Source organism: Bhargavaea sp. CC-171006 (assembly GCF_009761675.1).
Classification (GTDB): Bacteria; Bacillota; Bacilli; order Bacillales_A; family Planococcaceae; genus Bhargavaea; species Bhargavaea changchunensis.
Window position 1 is genome coordinate 14,986 of record NZ_QUZH01000007.1, and the last position, 16,954, is coordinate 31,939.

Annotated in this window: 14 protein-coding genes; 3 read left to right on the forward strand and 11 right to left on the reverse strand. The window is 50.2% G+C overall.

Annotation, left to right across the window (positions count from 1 at the left end; genetic code table 11):
- Positions 1-150: 150 nt before the first annotated feature.
- From DZC51_RS03485 to DZC51_RS03500, 4 genes are all read right to left on the reverse strand, one after another.
- Positions 151-990: a DegV family protein gene (locus tag DZC51_RS03485; protein ID WP_157293989.1), complete on the reverse strand. Its 840-nt coding sequence runs from the start codon at positions 988-990 to the stop codon at positions 151-153.
- A 95-nt stretch (positions 991-1,085) separates the two neighbouring features.
- Positions 1,086-1,667, reverse strand: coding sequence for a YybH family protein (locus tag DZC51_RS03490; protein WP_157293990.1), 582 nt, complete (start codon positions 1,665-1,667; stop codon positions 1,086-1,088).
- Between the two features lie 162 nt (positions 1,668-1,829).
- Positions 1,830-2,504 carry a response regulator gene (locus DZC51_RS03495; protein ID WP_157293991.1) on the reverse strand — a complete coding sequence of 225 codons (675 nt, stop codon included), beginning with the start codon at positions 2,502-2,504 and terminating at the stop codon, positions 1,830-1,832.
- Positions 2,501-3,679, reverse strand: coding sequence for a sensor histidine kinase (locus DZC51_RS03500; protein WP_157293992.1), 1,179 nt, complete (start codon positions 3,677-3,679; stop codon positions 2,501-2,503). Before DZC51_RS03500 ends, DZC51_RS03495 begins: the two co-directional genes overlap by 4 nt.
- A 123-nt stretch (positions 3,680-3,802) precedes the next feature.
- On the opposite strand from DZC51_RS03500, the gene DZC51_RS03505 reads away from it, so the two are divergent.
- Both DZC51_RS03505 and DZC51_RS03510 read left to right on the forward strand, forming a co-directional pair.
- On the forward strand, positions 3,803-4,435 hold the full coding sequence (locus DZC51_RS03505) for a YigZ family protein (RefSeq protein WP_157293993.1): 633 nt from the start codon (positions 3,803-3,805) through the stop codon (positions 4,433-4,435).
- A gap of 125 nt (positions 4,436-4,560) precedes the next feature.
- Positions 4,561-5,583 (forward strand): LCP family protein, encoded by a 1,023-nt coding sequence (locus DZC51_RS03510; protein WP_157293994.1) that lies wholly within the window; start codon positions 4,561-4,563, stop codon positions 5,581-5,583.
- A gap of 251 nt (positions 5,584-5,834) precedes the next feature.
- Here the strand turns inward: DZC51_RS03510 and DZC51_RS03515 are convergent, their stop codons facing one another.
- On the reverse strand, positions 5,835-6,872 hold the full coding sequence (locus DZC51_RS03515; RefSeq protein ID WP_157293995.1) for a glycosyltransferase family 4 protein: 1,038 nt from the start codon (positions 6,870-6,872) through the stop codon (positions 5,835-5,837).
- Positions 6,873-7,045: 173 nt separating this feature from the next.
- Between DZC51_RS03515 and DZC51_RS03520 the strand changes: the two genes are divergently transcribed.
- Complete coding sequence (locus DZC51_RS03520; RefSeq protein ID WP_157293996.1) at positions 7,046-7,603, forward strand: hypothetical protein; 558 nt, start codon at positions 7,046-7,048, stop codon at positions 7,601-7,603.
- A gap of 52 nt (positions 7,604-7,655) precedes the next feature.
- Here the strand turns inward: DZC51_RS03520 and DZC51_RS03525 are convergent, their stop codons facing one another.
- From DZC51_RS03525 to DZC51_RS03550, 6 genes are all read right to left on the reverse strand, one after another.
- Positions 7,656-8,366, reverse strand: a complete 711-nt coding sequence (locus DZC51_RS03525; protein WP_157293997.1) for a glucosamine-6-phosphate deaminase — start codon at positions 8,364-8,366, stop codon at positions 7,656-7,658.
- Positions 8,367-8,401: 35 nt separating this feature from the next.
- Positions 8,402-9,721 (reverse strand): NAD-dependent malic enzyme, encoded by a 1,320-nt coding sequence (locus DZC51_RS03530; RefSeq protein WP_157293998.1) that lies wholly within the window; start codon positions 9,719-9,721, stop codon positions 8,402-8,404.
- 87 nt (positions 9,722-9,808) lie between these two features.
- A complete protein-coding gene (locus DZC51_RS03535) occupies positions 9,809-11,215 on the reverse strand; it encodes an alanine/glycine:cation symporter family protein (protein WP_157293999.1) in 1,407 nt (468 codons plus the stop codon).
- Positions 11,216-11,325: 110 nt separating this feature from the next.
- Complete coding sequence (locus DZC51_RS03540) at positions 11,326-12,012, reverse strand: hypothetical protein (RefSeq protein ID WP_157294000.1); 687 nt, start codon at positions 12,010-12,012, stop codon at positions 11,326-11,328.
- Between the two features lie 206 nt (positions 12,013-12,218).
- Positions 12,219-15,983, reverse strand: a complete 3,765-nt coding sequence (locus DZC51_RS03545; RefSeq protein WP_232524053.1) for a S8 family serine peptidase — start codon at positions 15,981-15,983, stop codon at positions 12,219-12,221.
- 213 nt (positions 15,984-16,196) lie between these two features.
- Positions 16,197-16,934 (reverse strand): WecB/TagA/CpsF family glycosyltransferase, encoded by a 738-nt coding sequence (locus DZC51_RS03550; RefSeq protein ID WP_157294002.1) that lies wholly within the window; start codon positions 16,932-16,934, stop codon positions 16,197-16,199.
- Positions 16,935-16,954 lie beyond the last annotated feature (20 nt).

Genomic DNA, 16,954 nt, shown 5'->3' on the forward strand with positions numbered 1-16,954 from the left:
TGCCTCTTCCCCAAACGGCAGAAGTTCACGTAACCATATCCGTCCCTGCAGGAATTCCTGCAATTCGTCCTGAATACTTATTCCCCACTCCCCCGTTCGAACAGAATATTCCGAATTGACTTCCTGTAAAAAAAGCGACCTCACATACGGTCACTTTTTCACCCACCCAAGTCCCATAGCACCTTCTCCCAAATGGGTTCCGATCACAGGGCCGAAATAACTGATCCTAAAATCCACATCCGGAAATTTCAGGCTCAGTTCCGTCCGCCATTCTTCCGCCTCTTGATTGCGGTTCGCATGGATGATGGCCGCTTCAAGCGGGCCATTGCCGGTATCCTGTGAGAGCAATTCGGCAATGCGGTTCATAGCTTTTTTTCGGGTGCGGATTTTCTCAAACGGGACAATCACTTTGTCCTTGAAGTGCAGCAGCGGTTTTACCTGCAAAAGTCCGCCGATCAGTGCCTGTGCACCGGAAAGACGGCCTCCTCGCTGCAGGTGGGCCAGATCATCCACCATGAAATAGGCACGGAGTGATTTCTTCATCTCTTCCAGTTCCGCCAAAATCGCCGCTGGCACAGCTCCATCCCGGGCCATTTCTGCCGCCCTCAACACGTAAAATCCCTGGGGCATGCATGCGATTTCGGAATCAAACACATGGACTTTCAAACCGTCCACGAGGTCTGCGGCCTGACTTGCAGATGTAAACGTTCCGCTGATGCCGCTTGAGAGAGTGACGACGACAACCGCCTCAAACCCATCATTCTTCAGATCCTCAAAACAATCTGCAAATTTTCCGATCGGAGGCTGGGAGGTTTTAGGGAGATCCCCTTCCCTTACAAGATCATAGAACTTGTCCGCTTCGAGGTCGACTTCTTCCTCGTAGGTATTCCCGTCGATGATGACACTTAGCGGAACCATACGGATGCCCAGCCGGTCCCGTTCAGGCCCGGGCAGGTAAGCGGTGCTGTCGGTCACAATGGCCGTTTTCATTCTATCTACCTCCGTTGTCCCCATTCTACTAAATCCCGTTAAAAAACGGAATCAATATCAAAGCCCGGACGGAATTCCGTCCGGGCTTCAGGAGATCATTGCCCCGGCGCATTGCCGACGTAATAGACTTCCTTTACTTTCCATTTTTCATCTTGCTTTGTAAACACGGTGACTTGCCGGCCTTTTTCAGTTTTGGACTCACCGCTTTCCTTTTCGACAAGTGTCGTCTCCAGGTTCGCGAACAGCTGCGCTTCAGATTCTTCATAAGACACGACAGTCATATCGGACGGCGTCCGCTCGACCTTCTCAAACTGGGCGGCCATCTGTTCGAACGCCGCACGTTCCTGATCCGGATCGTATGCGTCTTCTCCTGTTGCGAGGACGTCCAGATAGCCATCAATGTCTCCATTATTGAATGTGTCGATATAGCGATCAAACGATTCCAGGATTGCCGCCTTTTCTTTTTCCGGGATACCGGATGCTTCTTCGATCGAGCCGTCATCCGTCATCTCGAAACCAATTGCCCCATCTTCCGTACCATGTCCGATGGCCGACTGCTGTCCAGCGGGCGCATTGCCATCATCAGCCGAATTGCTATTTCCTTCTTCCGCCCCACCACAGCCCGCCAAAAGCAGCAGAGCCGCAGCAGGGGCCAGAAACCATTTTAGTTTTTTCATGTAATTCCCTCCTCGGATAGTTTGGCACAGGAAGCGATTCCGATGCAATTAATTGACTATCCGATACCTTGACGAAACGGTGAACAAAAAGGTTCGGCAACTGTGGTTCCATTTCAGTGCAACAAAAAAACCCGGATAAGTCCGGGCTGTTGTTTGATCTTATCAGCGAACTTCCACCCAGCCATTTTTGATGGCGGTAACTACGGCCTGAGTCCGGTCGTTGACGTTCATTTTCTGCAGAATGCTGGAAACGTGGTTCTTGACCGTCTTTTCGGAGATATAGAGAGATTCCCCGATAGCCCGGTTGCTCTGTCCATCCGTCAGAAGTTGAAGCACTTCGCATTCCCGCTTTGTAAGAAGGTGATATGGCCGGCGGATTTCCGCCTGGTGGAATGAGCCAAGGTGCTCTTTCGCGCTAAGCCGGCGGAATTCTGCCACCAGATTCTTAGTGACTTTAGGGTGAAGGTACGAACCGCCTGCCGCAACTACTTTGATGGCCTGGACGATGGCGTCGGCATCCATTTCCTTCAGCATGTAGCCGAGCGCGCCCGTCTTCATTGCGTGGGTCACGTAAGATTCGTCGTCGTGGATTGAGAGTATAATGATCTTTGCTTCCGGATGGGAGGCCATCAACTCGCCGGTCGCTTCGATTCCGCTTTTCCCAGGCATGTTGATGTCCATCAGGACGACATCAGGATGGTGCTGCTCGTACAATCCGATAACTTCGTCCCCGTCAGAGCCTTCCGCCACTACATTGAATGTTTCCTCAAAATCCAGGATCCGCTTCACGCCTTCGCGGAAGAGCTGGTGATCGTCGATGATAATGATGTTTGTCATCCTGATTTCCCCCCTGCGTCTTTATCTGTTGCATGTTGATCATGCGGAAGGGTCAGGATCACTTCGGTCCCTTCCCCTTCCTCTGTTCTAATTTCAAATTCGCCTTTCAGAAGTGCCACACGTTCTGTCATTCCCTGAAGGCCGAAAGAAGAATCGCCGGTCTTTGACGGGTCAAATCCACGTCCGTCGTCTGTGACCGAAGCCCGGATCCAGTTTTCACAAATCTCTATCCGGATATCGATCACTTTCGCTCCGCTGTGCTTGATGGCATTCGTAACGCCCTCCTGGACCAAACGGAAAACAGCCACTTCCGTGCTCTGCGGAATCCGGGCCATGATGCCTTTTGATTCGAATGTGAAACGGATATACGGATGGTAATCCTGCATCTTTTCCACATACTTGCTGAGTGCGGGCACAAGCCCGAAATCATCGAGTACCATCGGCCTGAGATCATAGATGATCCTTCGGATTTCAGACAGTGTGTTCCTGGCAAGTTCTTTCGTGAACCCAAGCTGATCCAGCCCGGCATCCATGCCCTTGTCATTAAACACTCGCTCGACAAGCCCCAGCTGCATCACCAGGTTTGCCATCATCTGGGCGGGACCGTCATGGATCTCACGGGAAAGCCGCTTTCGTTCCTCTTCCTGAGCCTCCAGCACTTTCATGCTGAAATGCTTTCGCATCTTGGCCGACTCCAGTGCCGGCCCGACATCCTTCAGTTCCGAAGTGAGGTACTTGGTCACGATGTTCACATGGCCTGCCAGATGATCCGCCCTATCCATCGAATCCTCATATGTCCGGATGCGGTTTTCGAGATGAATCTTCAGGTCATTCAGCTGGCGGACTTTCGTGCTGTTCAGCATGAATTCCAACTGAACTTCGTGCGCTGAATCATAAGCCTCGCGCACTTCGTCCTTCGTATAATCAGCGAAATGGACAGAAACATGCTGGAGTTTTTCCCGTGACTTAAGGGAGGCTGAAGACAGCTTTTCCCCTTCCATTATTGCCCGGGAAATTTCCTCATTGGTGCGCTTAAGATCCTCCCTCAGCTCTTCAAGCTGACGGCGGCTTTCTTCATTAATAATGAAAATATCGCTTTTAGACTGGTCCAGCGACCGGACCATTGAACTGAAAATGGCGTCAAGTGCATGTATGTCTACTTTATCTACAGGCATTTCTTCAATCCCCTCATCATCCGGAACCGGTAATTTCCGGCATTTGAGTTTAGACTGTGTTTATTATAGCATTACAGCGGTTGAAATATATTAAAATTACATTACAGCAGGGAGGCTGACGACATGAGAGACGACTACCGCACAGTGAAAGGTAACGGTGAAAGCGAGCTGATCATTAAAAAGTCCAGATTCATCGGCCACGTCGCCCGTGCCGAATCAGAAGAAGATGCGATGTCCTTCATCGCTGAAATCAAGCAGGCCCACCATTCGGCCACCCATAACTGCTCGGCCTATCTGATCGGCGAGCACGATCAGATACAGAAAGCGAATGACGACGGAGAACCGAGCGGAACCGCCGGTGTTCCGATGCTAGAAGTGCTGAAAAAGCAGAATCTGAAGGATACCGTCGTCGTTGTTACACGCTATTTTGGCGGCATCAAATTGGGTGGCGGCGGGCTGATCCGCGCATATGGCAGCTCTGTCTCGGACGTGCTGAGCCAAACGGGAATTGTCGAACGACGGCTTCATCACCTCATGAAAGTGACAATTGACTACACATGGCTCGGAAAAGTCGAAAATGAACTTCATTTGTCGGCCTATCCCCTGGACCGCCTGGATTACGCAGAAGCCGTCTCGGTTTTTGTCTATGTGCCGGCCGCAGAGGAAGACAAATTTCGCGACTGGATCGCCAATCTGACAAACGGCCAGGCAGTTGTCGACCTGGAGCGAAAGGAATTTCTGGAGTTTGACGTATAAATTGATTTTGAATTTTACGTAGGAATATGAAGGTAGTATAATAAAAGACATTGGCAATTTTACCAGAGTTGTTTTCAGGTATTTACACGGGGCCATAGAATTTGACTTTCCCGGAGGAAAAATTAATGAAAAGAAAAGAATACAGAAAAAGAAGGTATGCCTCAAAAAGAAAGATTACGTACAAGATATTCGGTGTGCTTCTTGTAACTGTTTTGCTTTTTGCCGGCGTCTACACTCTTTACCTGTATAAAAAAGCTCAAAATGCCGCAGATAATGCATATCATGCCCGTGAAGGCTCATCTCTTCGGGATGAACAGATTGAACCATATAAAGACAATGTCTCCATATTGTTCATTGGCGTGGATGATAGTGAAACTCGAAATGGTGGTAAGAATAGCCGATCAGATGCATTGATGCTGGCTACTCTGAATAATGATGACAAGAGCATTAAACTTTTGAGTATTCCAAGAGACTCACTTGTGTACATTCCTGAAGTCGGTTACCAGGATAAAATCACACACGCTCATGCCTTTGGAGGAGTAGAAGCCTCGATTGAAACTGTAGAGGAATTACTTGATGTGCCGGTCGATTACTTTGTCAAAATGAACTTCAACGCATTCATTGATGTAGTGGACGCTCTAGGCGGCATTACAGTAGACGTTCCTTATGAGCGCATTGAATTAGATGAAAATGACAAGAAAACCATTCACCTTAAACCTGGGCTGCAAAATCTTGATGGACGCCATGCTTTGGCTTTGGCAAGGACCCGAAAGGCGGACAACGATATTGAAAGAGGCAAGCGCCAGCAAGTAATCCTTAAAGCGATGATTGAAAAAGCCGGTTCGGTTACATCGGTCGGCAAATACGGAGAGGTCATCGATGCCCTCGGAAACAACATGACGACGGATTTAACATTCAATGATATGAAGGCGATGATTGCCTATTTGAACAACGGTTCGCCTCTCATTGAAACCTATACACTCGAAGGCACTGATGATAGTTCCACTGGAGTATATTATTGGAGAATAAATCAAGAAAATCTTCAGAACCTTTCTGCCGATTTAAGGAGCCATCTGGAATTAGATACAACCCTCGGCATTCAGCAAGACGATGACAAGTCAGAGTTGCATCAAGAAGAAAATCGCTAATTCCCATCATTAAACAGACGAGCTGCGGACAATGAAAAATGTCCCGGCTCGTTTTTTCTGGCAATTTTAAATGGACTTCCGAAGCTTCCAAGTTCATATCAAACTTACAAAGCAGTAATCCGGCCCACTCTTTTAAGGTATTACTAATAAATCGGTAACCTGATGAGCTGCAAGATTTTCTCCTTGAGACATTAAAAAAACTCCGGCAAATTGCCGGAGTTTTATTTCTATATAGGTTGCACATCGAATATTCATTTTCTTTGTCTGACTAACCCCAGAATCGGGCGATAATTTCTGCCGGCCAAACCTAAAAACTCAACAATCAGTTCCATTGCCAAAAGGATAATAACCGTTATAACAAGAGCACCCCATACGGTTGCTTGGGAAAATAAAATGGCTGCACCTCCAAGCATGATTGAACCCACATAAATCAAAAGTACGGATTGACGGTGTGAGAATCCGGTATTGATCAGGCAATGATGAAGATGAAGCATATCCGGCGCTGAAATCGGCTGCTTATTCTTAACCCTGCGGACAATGGCAAAAAGTGTGTCCAAAATAGGGATGCCCAGAATAAGTATCGGAATGACCAACGATATGATCGTGACGTTTTTGAAGCCAAGCAATGCCAAAACAGAAATCATATATCCCAAAAACAGTGAGCCGGAGTCACCCATAAATATCTTGGCAGGATAGAAATTATAAAACAAAAAACCGGCACAAGATACAGCTAGGAGAACGGCCATCACGACAACGAATGAGTCTTGCATGATCACCGCCATGACTGCCAGTGTACATGAAGCTATCATTGAAACTCCGGCGGCCAAACCATCGAGCCCATCAATCAGATTAATCGCGTTTGTAATTCCGATAATCCAGATTATTGTAAGCGGAACACTTAAATATCCAAAATCCAACTGGCCCCCGAATGGCAAGTTAATGAATTCGATATGTAGTCCGCCGTATACCACGACAACGCCAGCTGCTATCAGTTGAAAGAACAGCTTGGCTTTCGCAGTGATATCAAGTATGTCATCCAGTACACCCGCCACTGTAATAATGAGTGCACCGATCAGTATAGGCAAAAGATCCTCGTTATCCGGTTTTGCCACAATCAATCCAGTCATGAAAGCCGCTACAATCGCAAGGCCTCCCATCCTGGGGATATTCCGAGTATTAATTCTTCTATAATTCGGCTTATCAATAGCTCCCAGTAAAACGGCTGCCCGTTTTACAACTGGAGTATAAAGCAATACCGCGATCAGCGTTACAAGTATTGCTATTATCATTTTACCTGCCTCCCGCGAATCGCTTTAAACGTTTCGTTTATTATACCACAATCTCTCAAATGTTAACCCAGTGTAAATAGACGATTAAGGACGTAAAAAGTTTCTTTTCAGTTTCAATTGTGCGATACAGGGGAAATAATCAATATAACTAAAGCGTCAAGGAGGCAAATTCAATGGGACAGGACAATCAAGAATTCATCAACAAGGCCAAAAACTCCCTTGAAGAACTGGCCGGCAAAACAAAGGAGATTTTTGGTGACGTGAAAGACCGAAACGAAGCACGGATGGGCGAAAGCACCTCCAGCAAGGACAGCGGAAGCAACGAGTGGAGCAGCCAGGATCGGAAACATGCAGCCGGCGAATTTGAATACCAGACACGCAACCAATATCAGAATGGCGTGCAGCTTGATGCCGTTCCGGATTTAAGCAGCCAGTCAACAGGTGACCAGGAATACACCCAGGATCAGACCTCCCGCTACTCTGAGCAGCAGCCTGTTTCCGACTTTACGGAACTGGGTGCCGTAGGGGGAGAAGCTGCCGTTGAAGAAGTAACCGAAGGCAGCCGCGCCGACTATGGAACTGAGGCGGTCTATGGTGATCCGACAGGCCGCTATGACGGAAGTGAAGGGAACCTTCTGAGCGAAGAGGAGCGCCTGACACGCTATGACGAACAGGAGCCGCTTGATGATTTCTTTGATGACCTGGAAGGTCCGGGTCAGCCAAGACTCTAAGAAAAACAAAAAAGGATCCCGCAGCAGGCTCTGCTTTGCGGGATCCTTTTTATTATGGCTGAATGCCATCGAGGTCGGTGATGATGGTGACATCTGGATGTCTTAGGAGTGCCGTGACCGGAAACTCGGTAGTCTCCTCACCTTTCGCGAGTTGGTTCAATGCATGTCTTTTTTTCTCTCCGAAAGCGACCAGGATAATTTTCTTCGAAGAAAGGATCGAGGCGATTCCCATCGTCAGGGCGGTTTCAGGAATCGTGGACCTGTCTTCGAAATACTGGCTGTTGACGCCTAACGTTGAATCGGTAAGTTGTGTCACATGCGTGATCGAAGTGAAAGGCGTTCCCGGTTCATTAAATGCAATGTGGCCATTTTCACCGACACCGAGGAACTGCAGGTCGAGTCCGGCGTCACGGAGACGTGCCTCATACTCCTCACATTCCTCTTTGAGGTTATCTGCGGTTCCATCAGGAATGTTTGTCTCTTTGAAGGGCTTTTTGCTGAACAGATGATGGTCCATGAACCAGGCATAGCTGTTCGGATTATCCGCTTCCAGACCGACGTATTCGTCCAGGTTGAACGATGTGACGCCTGAGAAGTCAAGGTCCGAGCTTGCCCATGCCGCATAGATCGGTTCCATCGTGCTGCCTGTCGCAAGGCCAAGCACTTCCAGGCCACCTGCCAATTCCTTGCGCATCCGCTCGAGAACGACTTCCGCGCCCTCTTTTTTGTCCGCCACCTTCACATACCGAATGTTGTTTGCCATCTATTCACGTCCTTTTATTATGGTCGTATGAACCGTCACTGAACCAGCCCGGTGTTTGCTGCCCGTTCCACTGCTTCTGTCACCGCCACATGCACGTTCGGATCAAGAGGATGCGGAACAAGGTCTCCATCGCGCGTGCTTTCCACTATCGCCTGTGCTGCGGCAATCAGCATCGGGTATGTGATGTCTTTCGCACGGGCATTCAGAGCTCCCCTGAAAATGCCCGGGAAGCCGAGCACGTTATTGACAAGCCGGCCATCCGCCGCAAATGCAGCTCCTGCCTCGAGCGCGTCATCCGGTTTGATTTCCGGATGAGGATTGGACAGCGCCAGGATGATTTGGCCTTCCCTGACCTGCTCTTTCTTGATCAGACCTTGCACACCCGTAGTCGCGACGACGATATCGCTTTTCTCCATGATTTCGTCGATGGAAGAAACAACTGTCCCTCCACTTTTTTCAAGGCGGTCCTTGGCATCGTCGCTCAGGTCGCTGCCATACATTTCTTCCACACCATATGCCATAAGCATCCGGCAGATGGCAAGGCCTGCTGCGCCGAGTCCGATTTGGCCGACCTTCGCCTTTGCGAGGTCGACTCCTGCTGTCCGGCAGGCGGACAGGATAGCCGCAAGGGTGACAACAGCCGTGCCGTGCTGATCGTCATGCATCACCGGGATATCAAGCTCCGCCTTTAGACGGTCCTCGATTTCAAAGCAGTGCGGCGAACCGATGTCTTCGAGGAGAATCCCGCCGTATCCTTTATGGATATGCTTGATCGTCTCGACCACCTCATCCGGATCACTTGTATCCAGCAGGATCGGAACGCCACTGATGCCGACAAACTGATCGAACAGTACAGCTTTCCCTTCCATGACCGGCATGCCTGCGACTGGCCCGATGTCACCGAGACCCAAGATGGCTGTGCCGTCTGTTACGATGGCGACGCTGTTGCCGATGCTGGTAAAGTAGTTCGCCTTCTCGGGATCTTTCTCGATCGCTTTGCAGACGTTTGCCACACCGGGTGTATAGACACGGCGAAGGTCTCCGAGAGAGCGGATTTCCCTGCGGCTGCCCATATGGATCTTTCCGCCTTCATGTGCCTTCAGTACATCGTCCGATACGGCATGGATTGTGATACCCCCGCCAAGCTGGTTGATTTTCTCAACGACACGATCGATGTGTGTTTCGTCTTCAAATTGGACCGAAATGTCCCGGATTGTTGAATGTGTTCCGATTTTCAGCGTTTCAATGTCTCCAAGATCGGCCTGTTCAGAACCGATCACAGAAACGACTTTTGCGAAATTTCCCGGCACTTGCGGGATTTCGACGATGAGATTTCTGATGATGCTATATTCCATTGATGAGTTTCCCTCCTGCTGTCAACAGTGCCTACTTATTTTACTATTGTGTCCCCTCAACGTAAACCGGAAGCTTCTGCTGCATATTTAGCCTTGTTCTCTGTCTTCCCAGCATTCAGCGCCATTGAGGCCCGGAATAGCCGACGCATGGAAGTCAGGGTTCAGCCCCCGACTCCTCTGCACAGTGAAGTCTTCAAGCACCTTATATGCCACTTTCCCCAGCAGGAGGATTGCGGCCAGGTTGATGATTGCCATCATTCCCATGAACAGGTCCGCCATGTTCCAGATCAGCTGGACTTGTGTCAGTGAGCCGAACATGACCATGGCAAGGACACCGATGCGATACGCTGTCAGCCAGCCCCTGTTTGCATTGATGAATTCAATATTCGATTCGCCGTAATAATAGTTCCCGAGAATCGAGCTGAAGGCGAAGAAGAAAATCGCAACCGCAATAAAATAAGGGGCCCAGGAACCGACCAGCACGTCCAGGGACGCCTGTGTCAGGACAATCCCCTCCTGTTCGGTTGTGCCATAGACACCTGCAAGAATGATCATGAAAGCAGTCGCCGAACAAATGACGATTGTATCGAAAAAGACACCAAGGCTCTGAACGAGTCCCTGTTTGGCGGGGTGTGAGACGCTGGCGGTGGCAGCAGCATTCGGAACACTGCCCATCCCGGCCTCATTGGAGAACAATCCGCGGCGGACGCCCTGCATGATGGCTGCTCCGACTGCGCCTCCAGCTGCTTCCCGCAGACCAAATGCTTCTGAAAGGATAAGTGAGAACATCGCAGGAACTTCCCGGAAATGGATGACCAGTACGACAAGCACGACGAGCAAATAAATCACTGCCATGATTGGAACCAGAAACTGTGTCACACTCGCAATCCTTTTGACCCCGCCAAAGATGACCACTGCAGTGAGTCCGATCAGTATCAGGCCAACCGCCCAGTCAGGAATGGCAAACACACTGCTGAATGACTCCTTGATGGTGTTTGCCTGTACCGCATTAAAAATGAATCCGAAAGACAGAGTGAGGAGGATGGCAAACACGATGCCCAAAGAACGGTTGCCAAGAGCCTTTTGCATATAATAAGCCGGTCCTCCGCGGAATGTATCCCCGTCCCGTACTTTGTATACCTGCGCCAACGTACTTTCAATAAATGCCGTCGCCATGCCGACCAGTGCGACCACCCACATCCAGAACACCGCTCCGGGTCCACCGATTCCGATTGCCAGGGCAACGCCTGTCACGTTCCCTGTCCCGACTCGTGAAGCGGCACTGATGGCAAATGCCTGAAACGGAGAAATTCCGTCTTTGTCATCTTTTTTCTCTGTAATTAGCCTGAACATTTCCCCAAACAGCCGCACCTGCACAAACCTGGTTCTGATTGAGAACCACACCCCCACGCCAAGGAGTACGTAAATCAGGACAAATGACCACAGAAGGTCATTCCCCTTTCCGACGATCCATTCAAGTGTTTCCTGGAACATATTTACGTTCCCCTTCCACTATGTATTTATTTACTGGCACGCGGCCGCTTTTTGTCCATGCGAAAAGATGCCGGCTGCCTCGCACAGCAGCCGCCATCCATTTATCCTATTTACAGGAAACGTTCACGGTGGCGATCATCAATCCGGTCCCGCGTAATATTGGACTCGTAATTATCAATGACCGGTTCCACTTCCTCACCGAACGGTGCAGGGCCAAGATTCGGGTCCGCACCAGGGGCAGGCACTCCACCGTCATAGTAATTTTCATCCACAAGTTCAGAGGGAATCCTGCCTTCCGCGGCAGCATTGCTTCCGCTCCGGTTCAACTGTTCTTCTTTAAACTCCCTGGCGTCCGGACCAACGCTGACGGATCCTTCATCAGGTTCACGGTCAACTCCCGGGGAATTCACGCTGCCGTCCTCTACCCCGATAACATCGCTGTCCCCGTTATCCGGATCACGGAATGTATTATACACATCCCGGTCCCCGCCGGTAACAGCGACACCATCTTTCGTTTGCGCCTCTCCCACATGGCCGTCTTCTTTAAGCCGTCCTTCCCTGACCGCTTCTTCGCGGTCTTCCGCATTATAGAAACCTCGCTGTTCCGACGGGTGCAGATTATCTTCCAGCAGAGCATCGGATGGCATCGTTGCACTCGCCAGATCCCCATCCAGCTCCGGTGACGGCGGATCGGTCCGTCCGGTTTCCATGAACGGGCCGGCTTCTTCCGGCAGTCCCGCATAGTGGGCGTCTTCCAGTGGTTGCTTGTTTTTTTTCTGCTCAAATTCTCGGTTCATGTCGTTTCCCTCCTGTCGGGTCGTACTTTAAAAGTACCCGATAAAAGAAACACTAAAACAGACCGGATCGGCAAAGCACCCGAGTGCAGCGGCTTGACTCTCACGCCGTACTCTTTGAGTCGCAAGATCCCACAAAACAAAAGCGGGCAATCCCATTATTCTTGGGATTGCCCGTTTCTGTATTTCTTTATAGAATTTGCTCCCGGTTATCTTGCCTGATCTGGCTTACCTGGTTTCTCAGGTTTACCCGGTTTCTTTGGTTTACCCGGTTTCTCAGGTTTACCCGGTTTCTCAGGTTTACCCGGCTTGCCCGGTCCAGGTGTTTCGCCCTTTACCGGTGTACGCTCGATTGTGACGGTCTCAGTCGTTTCGTGTCCGCCAAGATCAACCACTTTGAATGTGTAGTCGAACTTGCCTTCAACGAGCGGAACATCCACTTCGACTGTCTGGTCGAAGTTCTTGCTGCCGTAAGGTTCGCTCAGGTCATTGGCGAACACTTCGCTATCATTTACATAGAGTCGGATGTCATCGAAGTTGTCTTTCACTTGTACCTGAACAGTGACAGATTCTTCTTCGGTCTTTTTAGGAAGCTTCGACTTGATGGAGAGCTGTGCCGCTGTCGCATCAACAAAGAATCTGCGGGCGATGGACATCTCGTTGCCGTGTTCGTCCGTCGCGCCAACTTTCACTGTCTGGAATCCGTCTTCCAGCGTGATTGTGTGGGAGAAATTGCTGCCATCGAATTCCGAAACAGCTTCCCCATTGACCGTAACAGAAGCGATTGCGGATTCATCTTCCACATGACCGCTGACCGTGACTTCATTTGTACCGTATACAGAGAAGTTGGTCGGCTCATCGATATAAATCACCGGCCGGTTCTGTTCTGCCGGTTTCATTGAAATGTCATACTCAGAAACGTTTTTGGCTGCGTCATAGACACGCGCTTTCAGCTCATCATCCTCATCCGCTGCAATCTCGAATGTGGTTTCGCTGACCGGAAGCGTCTCGACTGTCTCGCCGTTCAGGATGACTTCCCAGACATCTGCGCCTGTTCCTTCATCCGTGAAGTTGCCGGCAGTGACGACATCCGTTTCAGGATTGTAGGAGAATTCGGCTTCAGGTGCTATAGTGTCCACCTTCACAGGGAACTTGATCGACTGCCATTCGGCGTCTTCAAAGTCGATGACCGCCTTGAGTTCGATAAAGTACTGGCCATCTTCAGCAGGCTGGCCATTGATCTTGCCGTCCCAAGCGTAGTTCATGCTGTACGTGTACGGCAGTGCAGTCGCAGAAGCGATGTAGTGCTTACGAAGATCTGAAGCAGTACGGATTGTCCGCACTTTCTTGCCGTCCGCATCAAGGACATTCACTTCCATCTGCTTGGCGTTCCGGAACAGCGAGTAGACCGGGGTTACCTGGTCACGGAGTCCGTCACCGTTCGGAGAGAAGCCGAAGCGGTCTGTTTCGAAGTTTCCTCCGCCGTCGACAAACTCACCTTGCTCATCCGCAAGGGCAGTGTAGCCCCAGTACGTACGCTCGTCCCATGCAAAGTAATCAAAGATCGGAGCGTCATCCCAGCCGCCGTTGAATCCGAAGAACGGAACGGAAAGAGGGACATTGCCTGAGATTTCTTCATTCGGGTCTTCAAGGAAGACAAATCCGTCCACGAAGTAGCCGTTCGTAAAGATTGACTTCAGGCTATCTGCATTGGAAAGGTCGACTGTGACATCAATGGTGGCTGTGCCGCCGGCCGGAACCGTGACGGTTTCAGGTGCATCGATTGCCACATCTTCTGTGAGAACCATGGAGCCCATAAGGTTAGAAGCTGTTACCAGTGTTCCACCCGCATTAACCGGCTGGTCCGCCTGGACTGCAGTGGAGACATTGTACGTCTTCTCTTCATCGGAGAAGTTTTCTGCAGTCAGCGACAGGGTGATTGTATTGTTCTTGATTTCCTTCAGCGCCACTTTCGCTTCGTCTGTTGCCGAGTCAGTGACGACAACATCCGTATGGAGTGCATTGGCCAGTTGCATCAGGCCTGCACCCTGACGGCGAGGAGAAACATAATCGCCGTTTCCTTCATCGAAGACGACCGGATTGGCCGTGTTCATGAGAAGTTTCTTGGCGAATTCGGAACGCTCGCGTCCCGTCAGGCCGAACTCTTCATCAACACGCTCGAACAGGAGTGCTGCCCCGCCCGCCACGTGGGGTGCCGCCATCGACGTACCGCTCATGATGCCGTACTGGTCATTCTCGAGTGTCGAGAAGATGTTGCCGCCTGGAGCAGTGATTTCCGGCTTGAAGTCCAGGTTCGGAGTCGGACCCCAGGACGTGAAGTCGCTCATCTGTCCTGCGTTGGCATTTGGCGTATCAACATATTCACCGTCGAATGTGACTGTGACAGTCTCGCCTGCCTTTGCCGCTTCAGACATTGCCAGGCCATCAGATTGGAGGATCGACATGTATGGAATCCGGATCGCAGGGTCGGATGCCATGTTGATTGTGCCAGCCGTGTTGTTGTAGATGATAACGCCTGCAGCACCGGCTGCCTGCGCGTTGAGGCCTTTTTCTGTGAATGCAATGTCACCGCGGGAGATGAGGGCATACTTACCCGTAAAGTCTTTGCCTTCAAAGTCTTCCGGATGGCCGAAGCCGGCATCCACAATTTCAAATGTTTTTTGTTCCTGGGCCAGCGGATCCACGTCGTTCGCGAGCATATAGCCGCTCCGCTGCTCTTCACCGCCGCCGATCTTATAGCCGAAGCTCATCGAACGGACCATGTCGTTTTCGAACGATGCAACCCCTAGGGAATCCTTCGAGACACTCGGAGACCCTGTTACGCCGTAGTCCTGGTTTTCCACATAGTTATAGAAGTAACCATCACCGAAGAGAGCAGAGTTCCCAGCCGAGATGGCGACAAGGATCCCGTTCTCGACAGCGCGGGAGACCGCCTGCTGTTCCGGGCTTGTCTCATCGACGTAACCTGCTGTAGAGCCGAGGCTCAGGTTCAGGACGTCAGCGCCAAGCTGGATGGCATCATCCATCGCCTTGACGTAGACATCCCCGTAAGTGGACGGATAAAGCGGATCGTTCCCGAACACTTTCAGCGCGAGGATCTGGGCTTCAGGTGCGACGCCTTTCACTCCGCCGTTTTCTTCGTCACCATTGGCCCCTACCGTGCCGGCCACGTGCATGCCGTGCATGGAAGCGTCCGGCGCGATGTCGCCGATGATGTCGTTTTCATCCATATAGTTGTAGCCGAACGGAACTTTAGGCGTGTAGTATTTCCCGCCCTGAAGGGTGCCCGCTGCCAGTTCCTTCTGGACTTCCGCTTTCGTCAGCTCACCCGTGGACGGATCGGTAAGAACCATATCCCGGTGCTTCGGATCCATGCCGGTGTCGATGACGCCAACGATCATGCCTTCACCCTTGAATCCGTACTCTTCCCAGAAACGCTGGGCCTGTACGAGATCCTTCGAAGAAATCATTTCAGGCTTTTCCGCAGGGCGTTCATATTCAGCCGCTTCATAAACAGCTTTGACCCCGTTCAGAGAAGAAAGCGCCTTCACTTCTTTCGCTTTCACATTGGCCGAGAATCCATTGAAGACCGTGGTGAACTGGTTCTTCACTTTCATGCTCGGTGCTTTAGCCTTTGCGTTTTTCAGCACATTTTGCTGAGCACTTTTCAGTTTCTCTTGAGTGCTTTCTTTCTGGAATTTGGAGAGGTCCTTGTAAAGGATTCCTCTGTTCGTCGCTTCCTCGATCGCCGGCTTTTCAGTCAGCTCGACGATGACCCGCACCTCTGCCTCCGGTTTTTCCGGATCTGCCAGCCGCTCAGACAGCTTTGGCGCAGACTTTTCCAGCGCCAGCTTGCCCGAAGACGGTACATTGCCGGCCGACGGGACAGCCGCAAAGGCCGCGGTGCTGAATGAAAGGACGAACGCGAGTGCCAAAAGCAATGCACGCTTCATCGTTTTCAAGCCATTTTCCCCCTTATGATGCAATTTTTCACCCGATAATAGAGTGGCAATTATGAATTTATCATTATATTCAAAATTCAGGAATATGCCAGAAGAATCTATTTAGCAGAAATTGGAGTGGGTAAATGGTCGCACACAAAAAAAGTCCGGCAGTCTTTCGTTCTACGAAGGAATGCCGGAGCACATCAAATATTCATTAACTTATTATTCATTGGGCGGCTTTCTCTTCAGGCTGTCTCGGATAACAGCCAGCAGATAGGTAGGCAACAACATCATTCTCCTCCATCTGGAGGGTTGCCGTAAAAGCCGATAGAGCCATTCAAGGTTCAATTTCCTCCAGATTACAGGTGCACGTTTAACCGTACCGGAAAGAACATCAAAACTCCCGCCGACGCCTACAAAGATCCCTTTACTGTAATTCTTAAAGTGACGATAAATCCATTCCTCCTGTTTTGGAGCACCCATTGCTACAAAGACTATGTCCGGGGATTTAGATTCTATCTGTTTTGCCACAGCTTCCGGAGAACTTGTATAACCGTCACTTGATCCGGCAACCCGGATTCCGGGGTATTTTTTATTAACTGAATCTAACAGCCTTTTTAATACTTCCGGCTTCGCCCCGTAGAAGTAGACCGCCAGATTATTTTCGTCCGAGATCTTCAGGAGCTCTTCCACCAATTCAACACCTGGTATACGTTCCTTCAATGGATGTCCGATAATACGTGAGCCTATAATCAGTCCGATACCGTCCGGGACTACATAATCAGCTGATTGTATAGCTCCCGCAAATTCCGGATTCTGCCTGGCCATCATAATGATTTCGGGGTTGGCAGTAACCAGAAATCTTTTCCGGTTATTTTTGACTGATTCCAGAAGCTCAATCAATAATTCTTCTTTTGTGTAATTATCCAGTTCTATATTCAGTACTTCTATTTTTTCCAATAATCATCCACCGTCCGGAT

Excerpts from the sequence above, each read along its gene's own strand:
- DZC51_RS03495 (WP_157293991.1), bottom strand. The coding sequence starts at position 2,504 with ATGACAAACATCATTATCATCGACGATCACCAGCTCTTCCGCGAAGGC.
- DZC51_RS03490 (WP_157293990.1), bottom strand. The coding sequence starts at position 1,667 with ATGAAAAAACTAAAATGGTTTCTGGCCCCTGCTGCGGCTCTGCTGCTT.
- DZC51_RS03540 (WP_157294000.1), bottom strand. The coding sequence starts at position 12,012 with ATGAACCGAGAATTTGAGCAGAAAAAAAACAAGCAACCACTGGAAGAC.
- DZC51_RS03500 (WP_157293992.1), bottom strand. The coding sequence starts at position 3,679 with ATGCCTGTAGATAAAGTAGACATACATGCACTTGACGCCATTTTCAGT.
- DZC51_RS03545 (WP_232524053.1), bottom strand. The coding sequence starts at position 15,983 with ATGAAGCGTGCATTGCTTTTGGCACTCGCGTTCGTCCTTTCATTCAGC.
- DZC51_RS03510 (WP_157293994.1), top strand. The coding sequence starts at position 4,561 with ATGAAAAGAAAAGAATACAGAAAAAGAAGGTATGCCTCAAAAAGAAAG.
- DZC51_RS03535 (WP_157293999.1), bottom strand. The coding sequence starts at position 11,215 with ATGTTCCAGGAAACACTTGAATGGATCGTCGGAAAGGGGAATGACCTT.
- DZC51_RS03525 (WP_157293997.1), bottom strand. The coding sequence starts at position 8,366 with ATGGCAAACAACATTCGGTATGTGAAGGTGGCGGACAAAAAAGAGGGC.
- DZC51_RS03520 (WP_157293996.1), top strand. The coding sequence starts at position 7,046 with ATGGGACAGGACAATCAAGAATTCATCAACAAGGCCAAAAACTCCCTT.
- DZC51_RS03505 (WP_157293993.1), top strand. The coding sequence starts at position 3,803 with ATGAGAGACGACTACCGCACAGTGAAAGGTAACGGTGAAAGCGAGCTG.
- DZC51_RS03515 (WP_157293995.1), bottom strand. The coding sequence starts at position 6,872 with ATGATAATAGCAATACTTGTAACGCTGATCGCGGTATTGCTTTATACT.
- DZC51_RS03530 (WP_157293998.1), bottom strand. The coding sequence starts at position 9,721 with ATGGAATATAGCATCATCAGAAATCTCATCGTCGAAATCCCGCAAGTG.
- DZC51_RS03485 (WP_157293989.1), bottom strand. The coding sequence starts at position 990 with ATGAAAACGGCCATTGTGACCGACAGCACCGCTTACCTGCCCGGGCCT.